The 19,976-nt window shown below is 57.8% G+C and carries 19 protein-coding genes; 15 read left to right on the top strand and 4 right to left on the bottom strand.

The features are described 5' to 3' along the window. The first annotated feature begins 10 nt into the window (after positions 1 to 10). The 7 genes from ACFO3S_RS16920 (at position 11) to ACFO3S_RS16890 (ending at position 7,718) form a co-directional block, all read left to right on the top strand. Positions 11 to 787 carry a nucleotidyltransferase domain-containing protein gene (locus ACFO3S_RS16920; protein WP_378098613.1) on the top strand — a complete coding sequence of 259 codons (777 nt, stop codon included), beginning with the start codon at positions 11 to 13 and terminating at the stop codon, positions 785 to 787. A gap of 28 nt (positions 788 to 815) precedes the next feature. After that, positions 816 to 2,042 (top strand): RtcB family protein, encoded by a 1,227-nt coding sequence (locus ACFO3S_RS16915; RefSeq protein ID WP_378098611.1) that lies wholly within the window; start codon positions 816 to 818, stop codon positions 2,040 to 2,042. A 160-nt stretch (positions 2,043 to 2,202) separates the two neighbouring features. Beyond that, positions 2,203 to 3,303: an RCC1 domain-containing protein gene (locus ACFO3S_RS16910; RefSeq protein WP_378098609.1), complete on the top strand. Its 1,101-nt coding sequence runs from the start codon at positions 2,203 to 2,205 to the stop codon at positions 3,301 to 3,303. Between the two features lie 358 nt (positions 3,304 to 3,661). Beyond that, positions 3,662 to 5,092, top strand: a complete 1,431-nt coding sequence (locus tag ACFO3S_RS16905; protein ID WP_378098607.1) for an RtcB family protein — start codon at positions 3,662 to 3,664, stop codon at positions 5,090 to 5,092. Positions 5,093 to 5,100: 8 nt separating this feature from the next. Beyond that, entirely contained in the window at positions 5,101 to 6,399 is a 1,299-nt protein-coding gene (locus tag ACFO3S_RS16900) for an AAA family ATPase (RefSeq protein ID WP_378098606.1), read from the top strand. Positions 6,400 to 6,467: 68 nt separating this feature from the next. Further along, on the top strand, positions 6,468 to 7,199 hold the full coding sequence (locus ACFO3S_RS16895; RefSeq protein WP_378098604.1) for an NAD-dependent protein deacylase: 732 nt from the start codon (positions 6,468 to 6,470) through the stop codon (positions 7,197 to 7,199). 294 nt (positions 7,200 to 7,493) lie between these two features. After that, on the top strand, positions 7,494 to 7,718 hold the full coding sequence (locus ACFO3S_RS16890; protein WP_378098603.1) for a cold-shock protein: 225 nt from the start codon (positions 7,494 to 7,496) through the stop codon (positions 7,716 to 7,718). Here ACFO3S_RS16890 and ACFO3S_RS16885 read toward each other — a convergent pair. Together ACFO3S_RS16885 and ACFO3S_RS16880 are read right to left on the bottom strand one after the other, a co-directional pair. Then, positions 7,693 to 9,060 carry a sensor histidine kinase gene (locus ACFO3S_RS16885; protein ID WP_378098602.1) on the bottom strand — a complete coding sequence of 456 codons (1,368 nt, stop codon included), beginning with the start codon at positions 9,058 to 9,060 and terminating at the stop codon, positions 7,693 to 7,695. The two genes, ACFO3S_RS16890 and ACFO3S_RS16885, sit on opposite strands and share 26 nt — an antisense overlap. Then, entirely contained in the window at positions 9,057 to 9,743 is a 687-nt protein-coding gene (locus ACFO3S_RS16880; protein WP_378098600.1) for a response regulator, read from the bottom strand. The genes ACFO3S_RS16885 and ACFO3S_RS16880 overlap by 4 nt, the downstream gene beginning before the upstream one ends. Positions 9,744 to 9,902: 159 nt before the next feature. Here ACFO3S_RS16880 and ACFO3S_RS16875 point away from each other — a divergent pair, with 159 nt between their 5' ends. Beyond that, the gene (locus ACFO3S_RS16875) at positions 9,903 to 10,115 is read left to right on the top strand and encodes a DUF5957 family protein (RefSeq protein WP_378098598.1); all 213 of its coding nucleotides are present in this window, start codon (positions 9,903 to 9,905) and stop codon (positions 10,113 to 10,115) included. Positions 10,116 to 10,119: 4 nt separating this feature from the next. Continuing rightward, entirely contained in the window at positions 10,120 to 10,494 is a 375-nt protein-coding gene (locus tag ACFO3S_RS16870; RefSeq protein WP_378098596.1) for a DUF6220 domain-containing protein, read from the top strand. Positions 10,495 to 10,517: 23 nt separating this feature from the next. On the opposite strand, the gene ACFO3S_RS16865 is transcribed toward ACFO3S_RS16870, so the two are convergent. Then, a complete protein-coding gene (locus ACFO3S_RS16865; RefSeq protein ID WP_378098594.1) occupies positions 10,518 to 10,976 on the bottom strand; it encodes an ion transporter in 459 nt (152 codons plus the stop codon). Between the two features lie 273 nt (positions 10,977 to 11,249). Here ACFO3S_RS16865 and ACFO3S_RS16860 point away from each other — a divergent pair, with 273 nt between their 5' ends. The 6 genes from ACFO3S_RS16860 (at position 11,250) to serS (ending at position 18,830) form a co-directional block, all read left to right on the top strand. Continuing rightward, complete coding sequence (locus tag ACFO3S_RS16860; RefSeq protein WP_378098592.1) at positions 11,250 to 12,980, top strand: methyl-accepting chemotaxis protein; 1,731 nt, start codon at positions 11,250 to 11,252, stop codon at positions 12,978 to 12,980. 106 nt (positions 12,981 to 13,086) lie between these two features. Beyond that, positions 13,087 to 14,091 carry a S1C family serine protease gene (locus tag ACFO3S_RS16855; RefSeq protein ID WP_378098590.1) on the top strand — a complete coding sequence of 335 codons (1,005 nt, stop codon included), beginning with the start codon at positions 13,087 to 13,089 and terminating at the stop codon, positions 14,089 to 14,091. 172 nt (positions 14,092 to 14,263) lie between these two features. Continuing rightward, positions 14,264 to 16,123: an SLC13 family permease gene (locus tag ACFO3S_RS16850; RefSeq protein WP_378098588.1), complete on the top strand. Its 1,860-nt coding sequence runs from the start codon at positions 14,264 to 14,266 to the stop codon at positions 16,121 to 16,123. A gap of 321 nt (positions 16,124 to 16,444) precedes the next feature. Next, on the top strand, positions 16,445 to 17,140 hold the full coding sequence (locus ACFO3S_RS16845) for an aminotransferase class V-fold PLP-dependent enzyme (RefSeq protein WP_378098587.1): 696 nt from the start codon (positions 16,445 to 16,447) through the stop codon (positions 17,138 to 17,140). Continuing rightward, positions 17,052 to 17,531, top strand: coding sequence for an aminotransferase class V-fold PLP-dependent enzyme (locus ACFO3S_RS16840; RefSeq protein WP_378098585.1), 480 nt, complete (start codon positions 17,052 to 17,054; stop codon positions 17,529 to 17,531). Before ACFO3S_RS16845 ends, ACFO3S_RS16840 begins: the two co-directional genes overlap by 89 nt. A gap of 12 nt (positions 17,532 to 17,543) precedes the next feature. After that, positions 17,544 to 18,830: a serine--tRNA ligase gene (gene serS / locus ACFO3S_RS16835; RefSeq protein WP_378098583.1), complete on the top strand. Its 1,287-nt coding sequence runs from the start codon at positions 17,544 to 17,546 to the stop codon at positions 18,828 to 18,830. Positions 18,831 to 18,938: 108 nt separating this feature from the next. Here the strand turns inward: serS and ACFO3S_RS16830 are convergent, their stop codons facing one another. Then, the gene (locus ACFO3S_RS16830) at positions 18,939 to 19,862 is read right to left on the bottom strand and encodes a hypothetical protein (RefSeq protein ID WP_378098581.1); all 924 of its coding nucleotides are present in this window, start codon (positions 19,860 to 19,862) and stop codon (positions 18,939 to 18,941) included. Between the last annotated feature and the right edge of the window lie 114 nt (positions 19,863 to 19,976).

Raw genomic sequence — 19,976 nt, 5'->3', positions numbered from 1 at the left:
GGTGGAAGCTATGCGAAAAGCGATAACCGAACAATTGGAGCGTCTGGAGAGCGAGGAGCAAATCCGCATTCTGTACGCGTGCGAATCGGGCAGCCGGGCGTGGGGCTTCCCTTCCCGGGACAGCGATTACGACGTGCGGTTCGTCTATATCCGGAAGCCGGAATGGTACCTGTCCATCTTCGAGAAGCGGGACGTCATCGAGCGGCCGATCAGCGACAAGCTCGATATCAGCGGGTGGGATCTGCGCAAGGCGCTGAACCTGTATCGGAAGTCGAACCCTCCGCTGCTGGAATGGCTGCAATCGCCGATTCGCTATGCAGAGAAATCCGGAGTCGCGGAGCAGCTTCGCAGGCTTTCTCCGCTGGCTTTTTCCCCGAAGTCCTGCATGTATCATTACCTCAATATGGCGCGCGGCAACTATCGGGAGTATTTGCAGGGAGAGCGGGTGCGGATCAAAAAGTACTTCTATGTGCTGCGGCCCGTTCTGGCGTGCGAATGGATCGAGCGTTACGGCGAGATGCCGCCTATGGAGTTCGATACGCTGGTGGAGCGGCTGATTCCGCGATCGGGGCGGTTGGGCGAGACGGTAGCGGAGCTGTTGGCGCGGAAAAAAGCGGGCGAGGAGCTGAACGTAGAGCCGAGGCTTGCCCCGATTAACGATTATCTGGAGAAACGATTGCAGGAGCTGGAACAAACGACGCATGAGATGAAGTCGGCCGACACGAAATTAGCAGACCGTCTGGACGATCTTTTCCGAGCGGCCTTAATAGAAAACGGGTCCATCTAAATGGATACCGGCAAGGAGAGAACGAGAAATGACTTACCAAACCATAGACGGAGTGCGGATATGGGGCAATCCTGATGCCGGCGCGCTGTCCCAAGCCATAACGTGCGCGGAGCACGGCAACGTCGTGCAAGCGCTGCTGATGGCCGACCATCACAAAGGGTACAGCCAGCCGATCGGCGGAGTCGTGGCGTACGAGGGCCAAATCTCGCCCTCCGGCGTAGGCTACGACATCGCCTGCGGCAATAAGGCGGTGCGGACGAACCTGTTGGCGGCGGACATCAAGCCGATTCTGCCCGCTCTGATGGATCAAATCGCCCGAAAAGTGTCCTTCGGCGTCGGGCGCGTCAACAGCGAAAGGGTGGATCACGAGCTGTTCGACGATCCCGATTGGAGCGTGTACGCGGCCATCGGGAAGCAGGAGCATGACAAGCTGAAGGCATTGGCCCGGGATCAGCTCGGCACGGTCGGCAGCGGCAACCACTACGTCGATCTGTTCGAGGAACCGGAGACGGGCCGGCTCTGGATCGGCAACCATTTCGGCAGCCGCGGCTTCGGCCATAAGACGGCGAGCGGATTTCTCAATCTGGCCGCCGGACGAGACTTTCTGGCGAACGCTCCGGGTGAGAAGATGGACCAGCCGCCCGTGCTGCTCGTTCTGGACAGCGAGCTCGGAGACCTGTATTACCGGGCAATGAAGCTGGCCGGTCGATACGCCTATGCCGGCCGGGATTACGTCATCGCTCAGGTGCTGTCGATTCTGGGAGCAAGCGGCGACTTCGAAGTGCACAACCATCACAACTACGCCTGGAAGGAATCCCACGGCGGCAAGGACGTGATCGTCGTCCGCAAAGGCGCGACGCCTTCGGCCCCGGGCCAGCTCGGCTTCATCGGCGGCAGCATGGGCGACATTTCCGTCATCGTGAGAGGGAAGGACACCGACGAGAACCGCGATTCTTTCTATAGCACCGTGCATGGGGCGGGAAGGATCATGAGCCGTACGCAAGCCGCGGGCAAGATGAACTGGAAAACCCGCAAGCGCACCGGAGGCCAGATTACTCCCGAACAGATGAAGCAAGCCGTTCGCGCCTTTAGCGTGGAGCTTCGCGGAGCCGGCACGGACGAGAGCCCGTTCGTCTACCGGAAGCTGCAGGAGGTGCTGGACGCTCATGCCGACACGATCGAGGTGCTGCACGTGCTGAAGCCGATCGGCGTATGCATGGCTGGCGCGGACGAGTTCGATCCGTATAAGGATTAAAGTTATATATCATAAAATGAGATGAGATTGTTAATAGGGAAACGCACAACTTTTTCCATGTAAAATCGTCTTATCTAATGGAAGATGATAATAAATATGGGAGTTGATTCTATTGATAGGGAGCCGACAAATAAAATCAATAGGAAAAATGAGGAGAACGTTGCTGCTTGCTATCGGATTATCGCTTGCTTTTTCAGTGCAAGCGGTTGCTGCTACGGCTTCCGGTGGAGATGTCGAGCAGGCTGCTTCTCCTATAACCGTTTCCGCTTCAGCCTATCACAGCGTCGTTAAGACCTCCAAGGGGGACGTCTGGTACTGGGGAGGGATTGCGGATGTTATTGACGGCAAACACACCTTCCGAGATAATACTCCATGGCTCGTTCAAGAGATGGAAGATGTAGTTGACATTGAATCGTTTCGACAGCAGGAAATCTTACTGAAGAGGGACGGAACTGTCTGGGAGTGGGGGCCGGAATATAAACTGAATTCTTCGGAGAATCACGATGGTAAGACTGTATTTCCAAGTCCTACGCAGATCATAGGCTTGTCCGAAATCGTAAAAATATCGGCAAGCAGTATAGCTTCTGCGATTGATAAAGAAGGCTCTGTCTGGGTTTGGCTTCCTGACCGGTATTTCTCGGGACCTCACAAATTGGAAAATATAGACGATGCCCAAGAGATTTCCGCTAATGCCAACGGCGAAATTCATATCCTGAGGAAGAACGGAACTGTTTGGAAGTGGTCTGGTTATGTGGAAACGAAGGCAAATGGAGATTACATTGCTAGCCAGGTTAGAGGTTTGAAAGAAGTCATTGCCTTATCGTCAGGGAATGGAAAGCAAAACTTTGCGATCAAAAAAGACGGCTCGGTGTGGGGCTGGGGAGCGAATATCGTAGGCATATTCCATTCTCCAGTAACTAAGGAAACGGAAAAGATAGAAGTTCCCGTGCGTGTGCCGAGTTTAAGAAATGTTTCTTCGATTGTGACGGGCCTTTATGGAACTCTTGTGCTGAAAAAAGATGGAACGCTATGGATTCTGGGTTACGACGTTGGAGCAAATGGGAGCCTTATTGATCGGGGATCAGAGCCCCGGCGAATTGAAGGGCTGAACAAAGTGGTTAGTGCTGCAGTTGGTTATGAACACTCCGTAGCCGTTACCGAGGATGGGAAAGTGTGGGCTTGGGGCAGCAATGCTGCAGGGCAACTAGGTGACGGCAGCTTTAAAGGCAGCACAACCCCAATTGCGGTAAATCTGCAATAGGCAGCACAGAGTAGAAATCGTACAGGGACTGAGCCGACGGGATATTGACAAAGCTTCCCAAGCCCGTATATGATAGACACTATCTTATTTAAGAAAGGAGGCCGAAGGACATGACCGCAGTGATCAACCGCCGCAACGTCGTCACGCCGCAATTGAATATTTCGTTCATTGTCCATCGGCCTCTACGGGCCCCAGCCAAGGAAGGAGAAAGCTAACGCCCCGCCGGCGCATCGTCGGAAGGGGAAGTCAGTCTTTCGTTTTCACTGCGCGCAGAAGACCGTAAGCGAATGGGCTTGCGGTTTTTTTGCGTTTTCATTTTAACGACAATACTCGGATTAAGAGAGGGTTTAAATCATTTATGGAACAAACATTTAACGATTCTTATTATCGGCGAATCGATCTCCCGGCCGGGGATCTTCACGTATTCGCGCACGACGATCTGTTTTATGCCATGGGGGCCAAGGTGCTCGAGATGGCGAACAATAATCTGCAAATCCCGAATATCCGATATATGAGCTATACGCCCGACGCTCATGTCGGAGTCGGAACCTGCATCGGCACGACGGCGGTGTGGGGCGTGGAGGACGGCTTCGTCTCTCCCTCCATCGTCGGCAGCGACATCGGATGCGGGATGCGGGTGCATCTGACGAATCTGCAGGCGGAGGACCTGCGGGACGTCAAGCTTCGCCGCAAGCTGGTCAAGGCGATCGAGAAGCGGATTCCGGTGGAAAATCATGCAAGAGGGCATTTCTCCGACGTCCGGCTGGAGGACGTGCTGCGCAAAGGGCTTCACGGCCTGCCGGGCAAATACGAGCCGGACGCGTACACGCCGAGAAAAGCGACTTCCCTGACCCATGTCGAGTGCAGCCGGTTCCGGTTCGACGAGAGCGAGCTGGACCGCATTCCGATGCCGGTATGGCACCGGTCGCATCGCCAGCTCGGCACGCTCGGCAACGGCAATCATTTTATCGAAATTCAGGCGTTGAGCATTCCGGAGGACAATCGGGCCATCGCGGAGCGGTGGGGGCTTCGGGACGGCCAGGTCGTGGTCATGATCCATTCCGGCTCGAGGTCTTGGGGAGGCGCGGTCAACCAGCATTGCGGCTCGCAGGTGGCGAAGACGATGAGCAGGCTCGGGCTCGGCACGGCCGATCCGAAGCTGGCTTACGCGCCGCTGGACAGCGAGGCGGGCCGGGCGTATGCGAATTTGATGTATTCGGCGCTGAACTTCGCGGTAGCGAACCGGCATCTGATGGCGTACGCCGTTCGCGACGCCTTCAAGGAGACGTTCGGCTCCCGGGCGGAAATGAGCACGCTCTACGACCTCATGCACAACTACGCCTGCGAAGAGAGCCACGGCGACGAGGCGATGCTCGTTCACCGCAAGGGCACGACGCGCGCGCTGCCGGCCGGACACGCCGGCAATCCCGAGCCCTATCGTGAGACGGGCCATCCCGCGCTCATCCCCGGTTCGATGGGGACGGCCTCTTACTTGATGGTCGGAGCCCCGGAAGGCTCGCGCAACTATTACTCCATCTGTCACGGAGCGGGCCGTATTCGGTCTCGCAACGCGACCAAGCAGCTCGTCACGGTAGACGAGTTCGCTTCTTCCCTGCGCGTCGGCCAGGAAGACGAGGTCGTCCTGAACCACCGAGCGCTCGAAGCGCTCGTGGACGAATCGCCGCAGGCTTACAAAGACGTAGACCAAATCATCGACAGCGTCGTTCAGGCGCGCTTGGCCTCCGTAGTGGCCAAGTGCCGTCCTCTGGCGGCAGTAAAAGGAGTGTGATTCAAGAGATGACGATTTTAACGAGGACGGCTAAGCCGCCATTTCTGGTGAAGGCGGACGGAGCCGTTCGCGAGCCGCTCGATGCGGAAAGCTATTTCAACTATATTTCCGTCGTTCAGGCCATCGTCGATTTTCTGAGCGAACGGTATGGGGGCGGCTTTCGTCTTTACTATCAGGATGACGGCAACGAAGTGTGGAACGGACTGGAAGAGGATCTTCGCGACGGTTACGAGGGGGTGGAATATGCGGCGAGTCTGTTCGACCTGGTTGAAACGGAGGTGTTCGAGTACGCCGCCGATTCCGATCCGCAGCGGTCGGGTTATGCGATCCGGCCCGCCGTGCGCAACAATCTGTTCGTCTATCCCCGGCATCTGGTCGCATTGGCCCGAATTCCGAGAGTGACTCAGCACGGTCTCGGCTACGAGGATCTCATTTTCTCCCCATCGAATGAAGGACTTGTCCGGTTTCTGGAGGAGCTGAGGGCGCGCCGGCTGGCCGACCCGAAGATCATCGTCTTCACCGACACCCGGGACGGGCTGGAACAGGAGCGCAAACCGGTCGGGTACGCCGTCGGCCGGGACGACGTGTTTATGGAAGCGGAGCTGAAGACGCAGATTTATCGCTCGATCGACGAGTTTTTCTCCAAGGACCGCTCGTTTTTCCAAACCTACGGCCTTCCTTACAAGAGGGGCATTCTTTTGTACGGCAAGCCGGGCAACGGCAAGACGACGCTGGTGAAGTCGATCTCGTCCACGACAAGCGCCCCAGTCGCCTATTGGCAAATTACGGAATATACGAGCAGCGGCTCGATTAAGGAAGTATTCGACACCGCGTCCCAGATGGCGCCGATGGTGCTGGTCATTGAAGACATCGACTCGATGCCGGACTCCTGCCGCTCCTACTTCCTCAATACGCTGGACGGAGCGACGTCGAAGGAGGGCATCTACCTCATCGGCACGACGAACTACCCGGAGAAGATCGATCCGGCGCTGATGAACCGGGCCGGACGCTTCGACCGGGCGTACGAGGTGAAGTCTCCGGACGAAGCGATGCGTCTCGCCTATTTGGCCCATATCGGCCTGCGGCGTCTTGCGAGCGAGGAGGAGCTGGAGCAGGCGGCCCGCCGAACGGACGGATTTACGCTTGCCCAGCTCAGCGAGCTGTACGCGTCAGCTGCGCTGCAGATGCATTACGAGAACGAGGTCGATCTCGAGCGGCTGATCGTGAGCATGAAGTCGGACTACGCCAAGGATCGCAGCCGAGAGTGGATGACAGACGACAAGTCGCGTAAAATGGGATTTGCGTAGAACGAAGGATGGCGGACGACAAGCCGCGTAAAGGGTTTGCGTAAAAAGAGCGATGCGGAGGGAACGAGATGGAGTTCGAGCGGTTGAAGAAAATCGCGGCCGAGAGCCGGAACATCGTGTTTTTCGGCGGGGCGGGCACTTCCACGGAAAGCGGGATTCCGGACTTCCGGTCGGCGGACGGGCTGTATCAGACGACAGGCGGGGGGCGGATCGCTCCGGAGGAAATATTAAGCCGAGATTTCTTCAGGGCTCGTCCGGCGGACTTTTACGCTTTCTACAGAAGCAAAATGCTCTACCCCAATGCTCGGCCTAACGTCGCTCACTACGCTCTTGCGGACTGGGAGCAGAAGGGCCGACTCGCCGCGGTCATTACCCAGAACATCGACGGGCTTCATCAGCAGGCCGGCAGCCGCAACGTGCTCGAGCTGCACGGCTCGGTCCACCGGAACTTCTGCATGGATTGCCGAGCGGTCTATTCTCTGCAGGATATCCTTCAGTCGGAGGAGATCTGTCCCCGCTGCCGCCGTTGCGGCGGCATCGTCAAGCCGGACGTCGTGCTGTACCAGGAAAGTCTCGATATGGACCTGCTTCAGAGGGCGGCGGAGTATATCCGGCAGGCGGACGTCCTGATCGTGGCGGGCACTTCGCTGACCGTGCAGCCGGCTGCGGGGCTCGTAAGGCTCTACGAAGGAAACAAGCTGGTCCTGATCAATAAAAGCGCGACCCCGCTGGACGGGAGAGCCGATCTTGTCATTTCGAACAGCGTGGCGAAGGTGCTGTCGTGTATTCGAGCCGGATGACGGAGGCCATAAGGGCGAGATTCTCCAAGGGGACGAACGTTTGCCGCGGCCGGTTCGCATCGGATTCGCTATTTCCGGCCGCTTGAGTTATAATGAACGTATTGACGCACGGCCTATAACGCAGAATAAAGATGCCCCGAACCTGATGTTTGGGGCATTTTATTCATGATCAGAAAGGATTAAATTCGCTATCCTGATCTGAATCGCCCCCGACATCAACGCGATCCCGCCGATCCCAAGGCCGGCGTCGCCCGTTTATGCTTGGCTGCATCCACCTCATCATAGAAAGAGGGAATGAACGTGTACTACTCTCGGAAAAAACCGTTCGAAGAATTGCCGGAGGAGATGACCGCCATTTGGCTCTGTTCGGGAGAGAGCTGCAAGAGATGGATGAGAGATAACTTCACGTTTTCCCTCACCCCCGTATGTCCCGAATGCCATTCCGAAATGGTCAGAGGAGAAAAAATGCTGACGACGCTAACGAATACAAGTCCTAACCAGCATAAAGACCGGCGCTGACCGGCAGCACCAATACGAACGTCGTCCCCCGGCCCGGACGGCTCTCCGCCTCGAGCGTTCCTTCGTGCGCGAGCACCAGCTCCTTGGCGATCGCCAGACCGAGCCCCATGCCGCCGCTGTTCCGAGCGCGCGCCTCGTCCGTCCGGTAGAACCGGTTGAAGATCTGCTCCAGCTGCTCGGGCGCGATGCCGACTCCGGTGTCCTCGATCGCGATCCTCAGCGCCGCTCCGCTTCGGCCGTCCGACGGTCGTTCCTGCACGCTGACCGTCACGCTCCCGCTCTCGGGCGTGTACCGGATGGCGTTGACCATCAGATTAAGCAGCACTTGCGTCATCCGGTTCGGATCGACGTCGATCGGCCGCACTTCCGCCTCGATCTTCAACGAGACCCGAATGCGCTTGCGCTCGGCGTCGGGCTCCAGATGCCGAACGACTTTCCGAACGAGGTCGGCCATGCTCGTCGGCTTCTTCTCCAGCGGCAGCCTGCGCGCTTCCGCCAGCGAGAGCAGGTGGAGATCCTCCACGAGACGGGACAAGCGGATGAGCTCGTCTTGCAGCGGCAGCAAGCTTTCCGGCTCGATCGCCTCCCCGGTCTGCTGAATTAAATCCAGCTTGCCGCGAACGATCGTCAGCGGCGTTCTCAGCTCATGAGCCGCGTCGGCGACCAGATTGCGGCGAACCTCTTCGTTCTTCCGCAGCTGCGCGGACATCGCGTTAAAGGCGACTGCAACTTGACCGTACTCGTCCCGGGAGACGACCGGCGCCTGAACGCCAAGCTCTCCATGCCTCAAGCGCTCGATGGCGGGGATCAGCATGCGGAGCGGCGAAGTGATTTTTCTCGCAATCCAATAGGCGGCCGGAAGCGAGAGAAGAACGATGAGAACGGTCGCGGCCGACAACAGAAGGATGACCGAGGCCGGGATGCCGATGCGCAGCCTGGACAGATCGGCAATCTCGGCGTCGTAGTAATATAAGGAGGCGATCCTCCGGTTATCGACCCGCAGACTCCGCTTGATCCCCAGGTTCTGGATCGCTTTCGGAGGGACCGTCCCCAAGGAATAGACCTGAGCGCCATCCCTGTCGAACAGCGCGATGCCGACGTCCCGCTTGCCGCCCAAGCCGGCGTCGTCCAGCACCATCTGCTGAACGCCGCTCCAGGACTTCCCGCGATCGTAAAATTCGATAAAACGCTCCGCAATCGTCTCCAGCGTTCCCCCCAGAGATTTGCTCGCCATCGCTTCGAACGATTCCTTAATGACCAAATGCGTGACCAGCACGAAAAGGACGACAATAATCGCAACGAACGACGCGATCGAGAGAAAGATTTTCCGCGTGACCGTCATTGGCCGACACCGAACCGATAGCCGAAGCCGTAGACGGTCTGAATGTACTGCGGACGGGCGGGGTCGTCCTCGATCTTTTTGCGAATGCGGCTGATATGGGCGTCCACCGTTCGTTCGTCGTTCAGAATATCGTCCTCGAGCGCCGCCTGAAGCAGCTGCAGCCTGCTGTATACGATGCCCGGTCTGGCGGCCAACGTCAGCAGCAGCTTGAACTCCGTCGGCGTCAGAGCCAGCTCCTCTCCTCGTTTCCATACCCGGCATTGCGCTTCGGACAGCGACAGCTCTCCTCGTTCGAGCGTCGCCGTCATAGGTTCGTTCCCTTCCGTCCGCCGCAGCACGGAGCGGATTCTTGCCGCCAGCTCCCGCAGGGAGAAGGGCTTCGTCAAGTAATCGTCGGCCCCGACCTCCAGGCCGATGATTTTGTCGCTCTCTTCCGCCCGCGCCGTCACCATGATAATGCCCATCCGTCCTATTTTGCGCAGCTCCCGGCATACCTCGATTCCGCTCATTCCCGGCAGCATCCAATCCAGCACCGCCAGCGCCGGATCGGCCTCGCGCGCTTTGCGCAGCGCCTCCGGGCCGGTTGAGGCCGTGACAATTCGATATCCCTCCTGAAGCAGGAACTTTTTCATGAAAGCCATGACCTGGTCTTCGTCGTCGACAAGCAGCAGCGTTCGCGTCATTTTCCGTATCCTCCTCGCCTTGTTGCCTACATTATATAGGCTCCCGCGAAGCATGGGGAAAATTTCACGAAACCCGTAATGCTCCGTCACAGGTTCGCAACATTTTGCTGCTAGTATGGCGATAGAACAAACCTGACCAGGAGAATGGAGGCGTCAAGGATGAGAAATAAAGCCGGAATTTTGCTGTTCGCGGTCCTCGGGGGATGTGTCGGAGGGTTTATCCTTTCCGAGCTGATCGGAGTTGCGGGCATGCTGATCTTCGATCGGGCGGTGGGGATCAAGTATCTCCCGATCCTTCTGCCGATCGTATGCGCAGTCGTTGCGCTCATTGTGGTCAACGGATGGACGCGAAGCAAAAGTCGAGGAGGATAAGAGGATGGAGAAAGTCAATACTAGCCCGAAGGGGAAATTCGCCGGCGCCGTATTTCGCGTCTTAGCGTGGCTGCTGGTCGCTTGCATCGTCGCGCAAACCTTTATCGCGGGAATGGCTCTGTTTCAGGATTCGACGCATTGGAAAGCTCACGTTCTGTTCGTGCATTTCTTCGAGGTCGTCCCGCTGCTTATGCTCGTATTTGCTTTTGCCGGCCGTCTTCCCGTAAGAACGCGTTGGTTAAGCTTGGCTCTGTTCGGACTGATCTTCATCCAGTACATGACGGCCAATCTTCCGGCTGCGGGAGCTATGCACCCCGTTATTGCGCTGGCGCTGATCGTGCTGTCTCTCCATGTGGCCAGACGCCCCGCCGGAGTCTGAGCCGACTTCGCCGTGCCGCCCGGCTATCTCCGCCGGGCCTCCAGAAGCTCGACTTCCTTGGCGGCCTTGGACGCCTTTTTGCCGATTTTATACGACTTCGCCACTTTGACGCCTTTCGCAGCTTTAAACAGCTTTAGCCCCTTCAACGCTTTTAACCCCTTCAGCCCCTTCAATGCGCTTAGCCCCGTTAACGAACCGAGACCGACGACCGCATCGACGAACTGCGTCACGGAAATCGAAGAGACCACGGCGAGAATGCTCAGCCATTGCTCCTTGAAAAACCTGCGCACATCCTTCGTAAGGAAGAACAGCACGCCCAACTCGATCACGAAAAACCATAAAATGCAGTATGCAGCCGTCTCAAGAGGCGCTCTGATGGCCTTGGAAACGGAGGTGAAGCTTAGAACGGTCACGAAAACGAGATAGAGGGAGAGGATTAGAGATACGATTAAGTACCACTTTTTGAAGTAGGCCTTGGACATAGCTGGGCGCGCGCCTCCTGCTCGAAACTGGATTTAGTGTAGCACGTTTTCGGGCGGACAAGCTAGAGGAGAAGCTTCCGGATGGGGATTGGTGCACGCCCGGATTGGAACACTTCCTGCAGGATGACCCCTTAACCGAGGTTGGCGCGGCTTTTTGTCGTGCTTCTAGGAAGGAAAAACCAGGAATCATGTCGAAAGTACTAAGGATTTCTTTAATTCCCCGACTAAAGTCAGAGAGGTATGGACACCATGATCAGATTCAGGAGTCGTCTCGTGTCGAAGCTATCGGCATTTATTCTGGCCGTTTTGGTTCTTTTGTCAAGCGCGCTCGTCTATATGCAGATCGAGAATACGAAAAAGGCAAGCGAGGAAGCGATCGGTCAGTTCAGCATTCATACGGCGGAGGCTTATGCGGGACAATTCGACCTGCAGGCCTACGAAAATTTTCTGCAGGACGCTCAAGAGAACGAGCTGTACTGGAGCCTGCGCGAGGAAATCAACCGTTACCGCCTGCAGATCGGCGCCTTGTATGTGTATACGGTGAAAATAGACGAGCAGAAGCAGCCGCTGCTGCTCATCGACGGCCAGCCGAGGGATTCGGACGCGGCTTCCCCCATCGGTGAAGTGACCGATATGCCGCGCGAGGCGATCGATGCGATCCTGGACGGACGGTCGGCCAAGACGGGCATTATTCGCAATCCGGAATACGGGAATTACATCTCGTCCTTCGCTCCTCTGCGCAACGGAAGCGGAGAGGTGATCGGCGCGATCGGGATTGACACGGACGTCTCCGTATCTCAGACGATCTACCGGGAGGTGATCGGGGAGAACACCTTGCTGTTCGTTCTGACGGGCGTGCTGACGATCGTCTTTTTCGTCTTGATCGTATTGTTCTTATCCCGGGCGCTGCGCCCGCTCGGTGCGATCGTTCGCGGAGCGGAAGCGATGGCCCGGGGAGACCTGGCCGAAGCGAAAGCCCATCTGGGAGCGGGCCGGTCAAGCCCGAACGACGAAATCGGACAGGCTTATTCCGCGATGATGAGGATGATCGAGAGGCTTGGCGTGACGCTCGGGGAGGTCCTGAAGGATATCGAGCTGACCGCCCGCGATCTCGTGCAGTCGACCGAGCGGTTCGGCTCCGAAGCGGAGCGGATGATCGCGATGAACGCCGAATTGGAGCAAGCCGCGGCGCAGCTGGCGGACGGAGCCGACAGTCAGCGTATCGGAGCGGCGCAAAGCGCCAAAGCGATGGAGGATATTACAGCGGCCATTCACAAGGCTTCGGAAGCGTCGAGCAGCGTCACCGAGGCTTCTGGCGAAGCGCTGGATTCCGCCGAGGAAGGCTCCGATTCGATCCGCAGCCTGCGGGAGCAGGTGCTGGCGATGGCCGCGGTGGCCGTGCAGACGACGCAATCGGTTCGAGAGCTCAACACTTATATGGAGGAGATCGAGCCTGTGCTGAGATCGATTACGGACATCGCCGATCAGACGAAGCTGCTGGCGCTGAACGCCTCTATCGAAGCGGCCAGGGCGGGCGAGCACGGTGCGGGCTTCGCGGTCGTGGCCGGCGAAGTGCGTAAGCTGGCGGAGTCTTCGTCCGAATCCGTGGAGAGAATCACGTCGCTGCTGCATCAGATTAAGCAGGAGTCCCGTCAGATTGACGAGCGGATGCAGATCGGCAACGAAGGAATGAGGCAGGGCTCCGAGCTGTCCGATCGGGCGGAGACGCTGTTCAACCTTACGATGGAGCGCTTCGGCCACGTGAACGGGCAAATTCAGGAGGTATCGGCAGTGATCGAAGAGGTGCTGGCCAGCGCCGAGGAGGTGGCCGCATCGGCGGAACAGATTTCGCAGATTTCCGCGCGGACGGCGAAAAGCACCGGGTCGATCGAACGGATGTCCGCCCACCAGTCGGAGGCGGCCAAGCTGATCGCCGATACGGCAGGCATGCTGCGGGAGCGAAGCAACCGTCTGGAGGCCGCCGTAGCCAAGTTTAAGCTGTAGCGATTCGCCTATGCGATCTTCATCTATCTTTTACTCTCGATTAAGTTCCGTTTAAGCTCCGTCCTCCATGATAGGAGCATAGACGATAAACGGGAGGATGATAGAAATGAACGACATCAACAATGAGCGCAGCGAGCCGAAGAAGAGTTATGATACTCCGCTAGTCGCTTCTTATGAGAAGGAAATGTCGGCCTTCCGCAGTCCGTCTTCCCCGGGAAGCGGTATCCCGAACAAGCGCCGAAACGGCGTTTCGTTCACCGCTTATCTGGCCTCCTTCCTGGTCGGGGCGATGCTGGTCGGAGGGTTCGGCTATGCCGCAGACCGCAGCGGCCTGTTCGGAGGGGAAAGCTCGGCAAGCGATTCGTCGGCGGATTCGACGGGGCCGGCCGCCTCCGGAATGACGGCTTCGATGAAGAGCAAGGGCGATATCGCTGCCGTATTCGAGTCGGTCAGCCCGGCAGTCGTCAAAATCGAAAGCTACGCCGTCCAAGCGTTCTCCCCGAGAAGCTTTTTCGGAGGCAGGGGAGGCGGACAGCAGCGTTCGGCAAGCGAGCCGGTGCTGACCGGATCGGGAACGGGCTTCTTTTTCTCGACGGACGGTTATATTCTGACCAACGAGCACGTCATTGCGGACGCGGACGAGCTTAAGGTGACGGTCCAAGGCGATGACGAGCCGCTGACGGCCAGCGTCGTAGGGGCGAGCTACGAGCTCGACCTGGCCGTGCTGAAGGTCGAAAGCCCGGACGGACAAGCGTTTCCCGCGCTGAAGCTGGGCGACGCCGATCAGACGAGCATCGGAGATTGGGTCATCGCCATAGGCAATCCGTACGGACTGGATCATACGATGACACTGGGCGTTCTCAGCGCCAAAGGGCGCGAGATTACAATCGCCGACGAACAGGGCAGCCATACGTACCGAAACCTGCTGCAGACCGACGCCTCGATCAACTCCGGCAATTCGGGCGGACCGCTGCTGAACGAGCAAGGCGAAGTCGTCGGGATGAACACGGCCGTTAACGCCGAAGCGCAGGGCATCGGGTTCGCGATTCCGTCCACGGTTATCCAAGAAGCGTTAAGCGGGTTGATGAACGCGAAATCGGCCGCGTCCTAAGCTTCGGTCCGTACGAGAGAATTTGGCCGAATGCCGTCCCCGGACGGGAGAGTTGGTCACGATATTGTCAAATTCCGGAAGGTTGACTGCCGCGGATTAACCGTGCTTAAATGGGAGCAAGGCAGAGCGCCCGATATGGACGACCGCCAATCTATCGAACGGGAGCCCTACCGTGAACGGACCGATGATCGCTACTCTAGCGCTGCTGACTCTAGCCTCTATTTTTTTCATATCCGGTAAAGTGCGTTCCGACCTGGTAGCCGTCGGAGCGCTTCTTCTGTTTATGCTGGGCGATATTCTGACGCCGGCCGAGGCGCTGTCGGGCTTCTCCAATTCCGTCGTCATCATGATGATCGGCTTGTTCGTCGTGGGCGGCGGGATCTTCCAGACCGGACTGGCGAAAATGATGAGCAGCAAAATGCTGCAGCTGGCCGGCACGAACGAGACTCGGCTGCTCGTGATGATCATGACCGTCACTTCGGCGATTGGCGCGTTCGTGAGCAATACCGGGACGATCGCCGTCATGATGCCGATCGTCGTCAGTCTGGCGATGAGCGCAGGGACGAATCCGGGGCGGCTGCTGATGCCGCTGGCCTTCGCCGGCAGCCTCGGGGGCATGCTGACCTTGATCGGAACGCCGCCCAATCTCGTCATTCAGGAGACGCTGCAGTCGGCGGGGTACGGGGGCGTTTCCTTTTTCACCTTCACTCCGATCGGTCTCATCTGCATCATCGTCGGAATCGCGGCGATGCTGTTCCTTCGCCGGTTCCTACCGCATAACGAAGGCGACAACAACGGAGCCAAGGAGCGTTCTCTGCAGGATCTGGCCCGGCAGTATCAGCTCAGGCAGAACCTGTACCGCGTTCAGGTCGGAGCCGGTTCGGCGATCTGCGGCAGGAAGCTGCAGGAACTGGACATTTCCGGGAAGCACGCCTTGAACATCATCGAAGTCCGGCGCAAAATGTCGGCGAAAAACCAGTTTTTCAAAACGATCAACCAGGAGATCGCCGATTCGAACACGGTGATCGAGGAAGAGGACATTCTGTACGTCCACGGGCCCTTCGAGCGCGTTCAGGCGTTCGCCGAGGCCGGCGGCCTCCGCATGCTGGACCGCCGCGTTCCGGAGAATAAGAGAACGGCCGATTCGGAACAGTATGCGACGGGTGATGTCGGCATTGCCGAGGTCATGCTGGCGCCGACTTCGCGGCTGATCAACTTGCTGATCAAGGAATCCGGCTTTCGGGAGCAGTACCGGGTGAACATTCTCGGCATTCAGCGGAGGGACCAGTATCTGTTGCATAATTTGAAGGAAGAGAAGATGCGTCTTGGAGACGCGATGCTCGTTCAGGGAACGTGGAAGGATATCGCAAGATTGGCCTCCGATCCGGACGTCGTCGTCGTCGGGCAGCCGATGGAGGAAGCCCGCAAGGTGACGATGGACAATAAGGCGCCGATCGCCGCAGGCATTATGGCCTTGATGGTCGGACTGTTGGTCACCGAGCTGATTCCGGCTGTGGCGTCGGTGATGCTTGCGGCGGTGCTGATGGTCGCGTTCCGCTGCGTAAGAAGTATGGAGGACGCGTACAAGACGATCAACTGGGAGAGCGTCGTGCTCATCGGCGGCATGATCCCGATGTCGATTGCCATCGAGAAGACGGGGGCGGCGGCGCTGTTGTCCGACGGCATGGTCAGCCTGCTCGGCGGTTACGGGCCGCTCGTTCTGCTGGCGGGCGTGTACTTCACGACGTCGATTCTGACCTTGTTTATCAGCAACACGGCTTGCGCCATTCTGCTGGCGCCGATCGCGCTTGCCGCGGCTCTGCAGCTTGGCGTCAGTCCGTATCCGTTTCTGTTCGCCGTGGCGGTCGGGGCGACGATGTGCTTCGCTTCCCCGTTCTCCACGCCGCCCAACGCGCTGGTCATGTCGGCCGGTCGTTACCGGTTCTCGCATTACCTCAAGGTCGGGCTGCCGCTTCAGCTGCTGATGGGCGTCGTGATGGTCGCCGTTCTTCCGCTATTTTTTCCTTTTTGACGGCGAGATGTGACGACAGACGCGACGGCAGGCTGTTGACAGATGACGGCGAAGGCGTTAGTATAATCAACAATTACACATTCGGATCATGCCTGTGAAGAGCATCCAACTCGGAGGCGTTTTCGTCAAGAACGGCTCGGTCGCCCGCGCCGTATCCTAAGCTTACCGTACCCGCCCGTTATCGCGGAACCAAGAGGGTCGGAGCGCTGCCGCGTTCCGGTCAAGTTGGGTGGCACCGCGAGCAGACGCTCCTCGTCCCAATTCGGACGAGGAGCGTCTTTGTTGTATTCACCTAATTAACTAAGGGAAGGTTGAGGGAGCATGAAGAGAAGCTGGAATTTCAATCCGGGGCCGGCCGCGCTGCCGCTGGAAGTGCTGAAGCAGGCTAAGGAAGCGTTCGTCGAGTATGGAGATCAGGGACTGTCGCTGCTGGAGATGTCGCATCGCAGCCGGGCGGTGGAGCGGATCGTCGAGGAGACGGAGCGGCTGCTGCTGGAGCTGACCGGACTGCCGACGGGTTATCGGGTATTGTTCATGGGAGGGGGAGCCAGCGCCCAGTTCGCGCTCGTTCCGATGAATTTTCTTCAGCCCGGGAAAGTCGGACGCTACCTCGTATCCGGCAGCTTCGCGGAGAAGGCCTACCGCGAAGCGTTGGCGGTCGGGCAAGCGGAGGCATTGACCGGCGGCAAGGCGGAGGGAGGGAAGAGACTCCCGGATGTGCGGCGGATGGAGATGGCTCCGGGCACCGCCTACGTTCACATGACCACGAACAATACGATCGAAGGCTCGCAGTTCCGCGACTTTCCCGATACTGGGACGGTTCCGCTGATCGGCGATATGACGAGCGACATTTTGAGCCGCAGGCTGGATTGGACGAAGTTCGCTCTGATCTATGGCGGCCGCTCAGAAAAACCTCGGCCCCGCCGGGGTGACGGCCGTCATCGTCAGGGAAGAACTGTTAAGAGCGGGCAGCGCGGACATTCCGGCGATCTTCCAGTATCGCACCTACGCCGATAACGGTTCGCTCTATAATACGCCTCCGGTCCATGCCATCTACATGATGAAGCTGATGCTGGAGTGGACGGCGCGCCAAGGGGGGATTCCGGAGCTGGAGAAGCGGAACGAACGGAAAATCGGATTCCTCTACGAGGCGATCGACGCCGGAGACGGATTTTACCGGGGGATCGTGGAGAAGCCGTACCGCTCGATGATGAACGCGACATGGCGGATGGCGGACGAGGCGCTGGAGAAGAGGTTTGTGCTGGAATCGGAGCGGGAGGGCTTTGTCGGCCTGGCGGGCCACCGCAGCGTCGGCGGGCTGCGCGCTTCCGCTTACAACGCGGTTCCCGAGGCAGCCTGCAAGGCGCTTGCCGAGTTTATGAACGATTTTCGCAGGAGATGCGGATAGGGGGACGACCGAATGTTGGATATGGCGTATATACGCGAGCACGGCGAGCTGCTGCAGCGGACGGCCGACGGCAAAGGCATTGCCCTGTCCGTGGCGGAGCTGCTGGAACTGGACGAACGAAGAAGGGGGCTGCTCCGGAAGGTCGAGAGGCTGCGCGGGGAGCGAAACCGGTATTCGGCACTGATCGGAAGGCTCGTGAAGCAAGGCGCCCGAGAGGAAGCGGAACCGGTCAGAAGGGAGGCTCAGGCGACGAACGACGAATTGGGCGCATTGGTGGCCGAGCTGGCCGAAGTCGAGGCAGGCTGCCGGAAGCGGCTGCTGCTGGTCCCCAATCCCGTGTCGGCGGACACGCCGGAAGGGAAATCGGATGCGGACAACGTAGAGCTCAAGCGGGTCGGAGAACCGCCGGCCTTTGAATTCGCGCCCTTGGACCACGTTGAGCTCGGGGAGTGGCTCGGCATCGTCGACCTGCCGCGCGGGGTGAAAATCGGAGGCGCGCGCCAGTACGTGTTGAAGGGAGCGGGCTGGCATTTGCACCGGGCGGTGCAGCAGCTGGCGATGGACGTATTGGAAAGCCGCGGCTTTACCCCGCTGGACGTTCCGATGATGGTGCGCGGCGAAACGCTGCGGAATACCGGATTTTTCCCGACGGGAGAAGACCAGGTGTTCGCGATTGCGAAAGAGGACCGATACCTGGTCGGCACATCGGAAGCGAGCTTGGTGTCGTATCTCGCGGGAGAGATTCTCGAGCTGGACGGCCCGATTCGGCTGGCGGCGGCGACGGCCTGCTTCCGCAGGGAGATCGGCTCGTCGGGGCGCGACGTTCACGGTCTGTACCGCGTGCATCAATTCTCCAAGGTCGAACAGGTCGTCGTCTGCGAGAACGATCCCGAGCTGTCGGAGCGGCTGCTTCAGGAAATCACGGACAACGCCGAGCGTATTTTGCAGCTGCTGGAGCTCCCTTATCGGATCGTCGCCGTCTGCATCGGCGACATGTCGCAGAAGACGCACAAGCAGTACGACATCGAGACGTGGATGCCGAGCCGGCAAGCCTACGGCGAGACGCATTCGGCCTCGAATCTGCTCGACTTCCAGGCGCGGAGAGCGAACGTCCGCTACCGGGACGGGGAAGGCAAGCTGCGCTACTGCCATACGCTGAACAATACGGCGATCGCGACGCCGCGTATTTTGATCCCGCTGCTGGAGAACCATCAGCGGGCGGACGGCTCGGTTTACGTGCCCCAGGCTTTGCGGCCGTATTTGGGCGGCAGGGAGGAGCTTCGGTCGGACGATTTATAGCTAGATAGACTCACAAGTTGAAATGTACCGGTTAACAGTGGATTTTAAGAAGAAAACTTTTCGGGCAATCTATTTTTCTATCGCGAAAGAAAAGTCTATAAACAATATTTATAGGCAAACATGTAGAAGATTTCTCAGGCGGGCTATGGGTTTCTGAGACTTGGTGTTGCTTAGATATTGCTGCCAAGCCGCATAGTGAGACAGATTACGGGTTGCCACACCACGCATTGAAGTGCTGTGCATGCTGTGGAATTCCTCGCTCAGTAACTGGACATTCCGTGTGTGGAGGAGTTGTAGTCTTATGCTTATGGAGCTCTGTTGAGCGGCTTTTGAACAATTCAGCTGAATAGAAACAGCGTTATGGAGCGTCCAGGCTGGAAGAGAATCATCGGTCAAATAACGTTCTGTAAGACGGGACAACTGATCTTTGGTGCCAAGAAACACATGGCCGTCGCGATTATGCGCAACAATTAGTCGATCTGGGGCTGCAGCAGTAGATTTGGATCGATTTTTACGCGGCAATCCTTTCCTGGAAGGTTTAACAGGAATCTCCATGACTTCTATGACTCCGCTATTAAGTTGAGGATGGAGCTTCGAGATTGCGTGCAGCACCTTGTGCCTCCAGGAAAGTGCAGTTGTTTTGCTCATACCCATAACGTCAGCTATTTTACGAAGCGGCAATCCTTCAAGCATGAATTCCAGAAAAGTTACAAGATTCTTAGGAGAACGAAGCTTGTGGAGCACTCCTGAAGTGTAGTCGTTAAAGGTATATCCCTTATTTCCCCGAAGATTTAGACAGCTTTTGCACTTATATCTACGTCGATCAGAACCGGGTTTCGTTGTTCCGTGACCAACAACGTGGGATGCGCTGCCGCATTTAGGGCAGATAATATCGCACTTTGAGCTATACTTTGCTTCGCGATTTGCCGAATCTTCATAACCGACAAGCTTGGAGATTTGTTTATAAAGCGGCAACTTTCTTTCTTTAGGAAGCATGTTAAGCTGTCGGTAAAGTTGACGGAAATCTCCCATTAAAGTTCCCTCCCCTATCTTCTTCATTTTAATTATAAGCGAACGAATATTCCCCATCCACTGCAAATTGGTACATTCGACATTCCTCTATTGGTGACAATTGAAATTTCGCTA

Source organism: Cohnella hongkongensis, assembly GCF_042654645.1.
Classification (GTDB): Bacteria; Bacillota; Bacilli; order Paenibacillales; family Paenibacillaceae; genus Cohnella; species Cohnella hongkongensis.
Note: the sequence above shows the minus strand (reverse complement) of the source record. Positions and strands in the feature narration are given on the sequence as shown.

Excerpts from the sequence above, each read along its gene's own strand:
- ACFO3S_RS16865 (WP_378098594.1), bottom strand. The coding sequence starts at position 10,976 with ATGTCCAAGGCCTACTTCAAAAAGTGGTACTTAATCGTATCTCTAATC.
- ACFO3S_RS16875 (WP_378098598.1), top strand. The coding sequence starts at position 9,903 with ATGAGAAATAAAGCCGGAATTTTGCTGTTCGCGGTCCTCGGGGGATGT.
- ACFO3S_RS16885 (WP_378098602.1), bottom strand. The coding sequence starts at position 9,060 with ATGACGGTCACGCGGAAAATCTTTCTCTCGATCGCGTCGTTCGTTGCG.
- serS (WP_378098583.1), top strand. The coding sequence starts at position 17,544 with ATGTTGGATATGGCGTATATACGCGAGCACGGCGAGCTGCTGCAGCGG.
- ACFO3S_RS16900 (WP_378098606.1), top strand. The coding sequence starts at position 5,101 with ATGACGATTTTAACGAGGACGGCTAAGCCGCCATTTCTGGTGAAGGCG.
- ACFO3S_RS16845 (WP_378098587.1), top strand. The coding sequence starts at position 16,445 with ATGAAGAGAAGCTGGAATTTCAATCCGGGGCCGGCCGCGCTGCCGCTG.
- ACFO3S_RS16915 (WP_378098611.1), top strand. The coding sequence starts at position 816 with ATGACTTACCAAACCATAGACGGAGTGCGGATATGGGGCAATCCTGAT.
- ACFO3S_RS16870 (WP_378098596.1), top strand. The coding sequence starts at position 10,120 with ATGGAGAAAGTCAATACTAGCCCGAAGGGGAAATTCGCCGGCGCCGTA.
- ACFO3S_RS16920 (WP_378098613.1), top strand. The coding sequence starts at position 11 with ATGCGAAAAGCGATAACCGAACAATTGGAGCGTCTGGAGAGCGAGGAG.
- ACFO3S_RS16890 (WP_378098603.1), top strand. The coding sequence starts at position 7,494 with ATGAACGTGTACTACTCTCGGAAAAAACCGTTCGAAGAATTGCCGGAG.
- ACFO3S_RS16880 (WP_378098600.1), bottom strand. The coding sequence starts at position 9,743 with ATGACGCGAACGCTGCTGCTTGTCGACGACGAAGACCAGGTCATGGCT.
- ACFO3S_RS16855 (WP_378098590.1), top strand. The coding sequence starts at position 13,087 with ATGAACGACATCAACAATGAGCGCAGCGAGCCGAAGAAGAGTTATGAT.
- ACFO3S_RS16830 (WP_378098581.1), bottom strand. The coding sequence starts at position 19,862 with ATGGGAGATTTCCGTCAACTTTACCGACAGCTTAACATGCTTCCTAAA.
- ACFO3S_RS16905 (WP_378098607.1), top strand. The coding sequence starts at position 3,662 with ATGGAACAAACATTTAACGATTCTTATTATCGGCGAATCGATCTCCCG.
- ACFO3S_RS16895 (WP_378098604.1), top strand. The coding sequence starts at position 6,468 with ATGGAGTTCGAGCGGTTGAAGAAAATCGCGGCCGAGAGCCGGAACATC.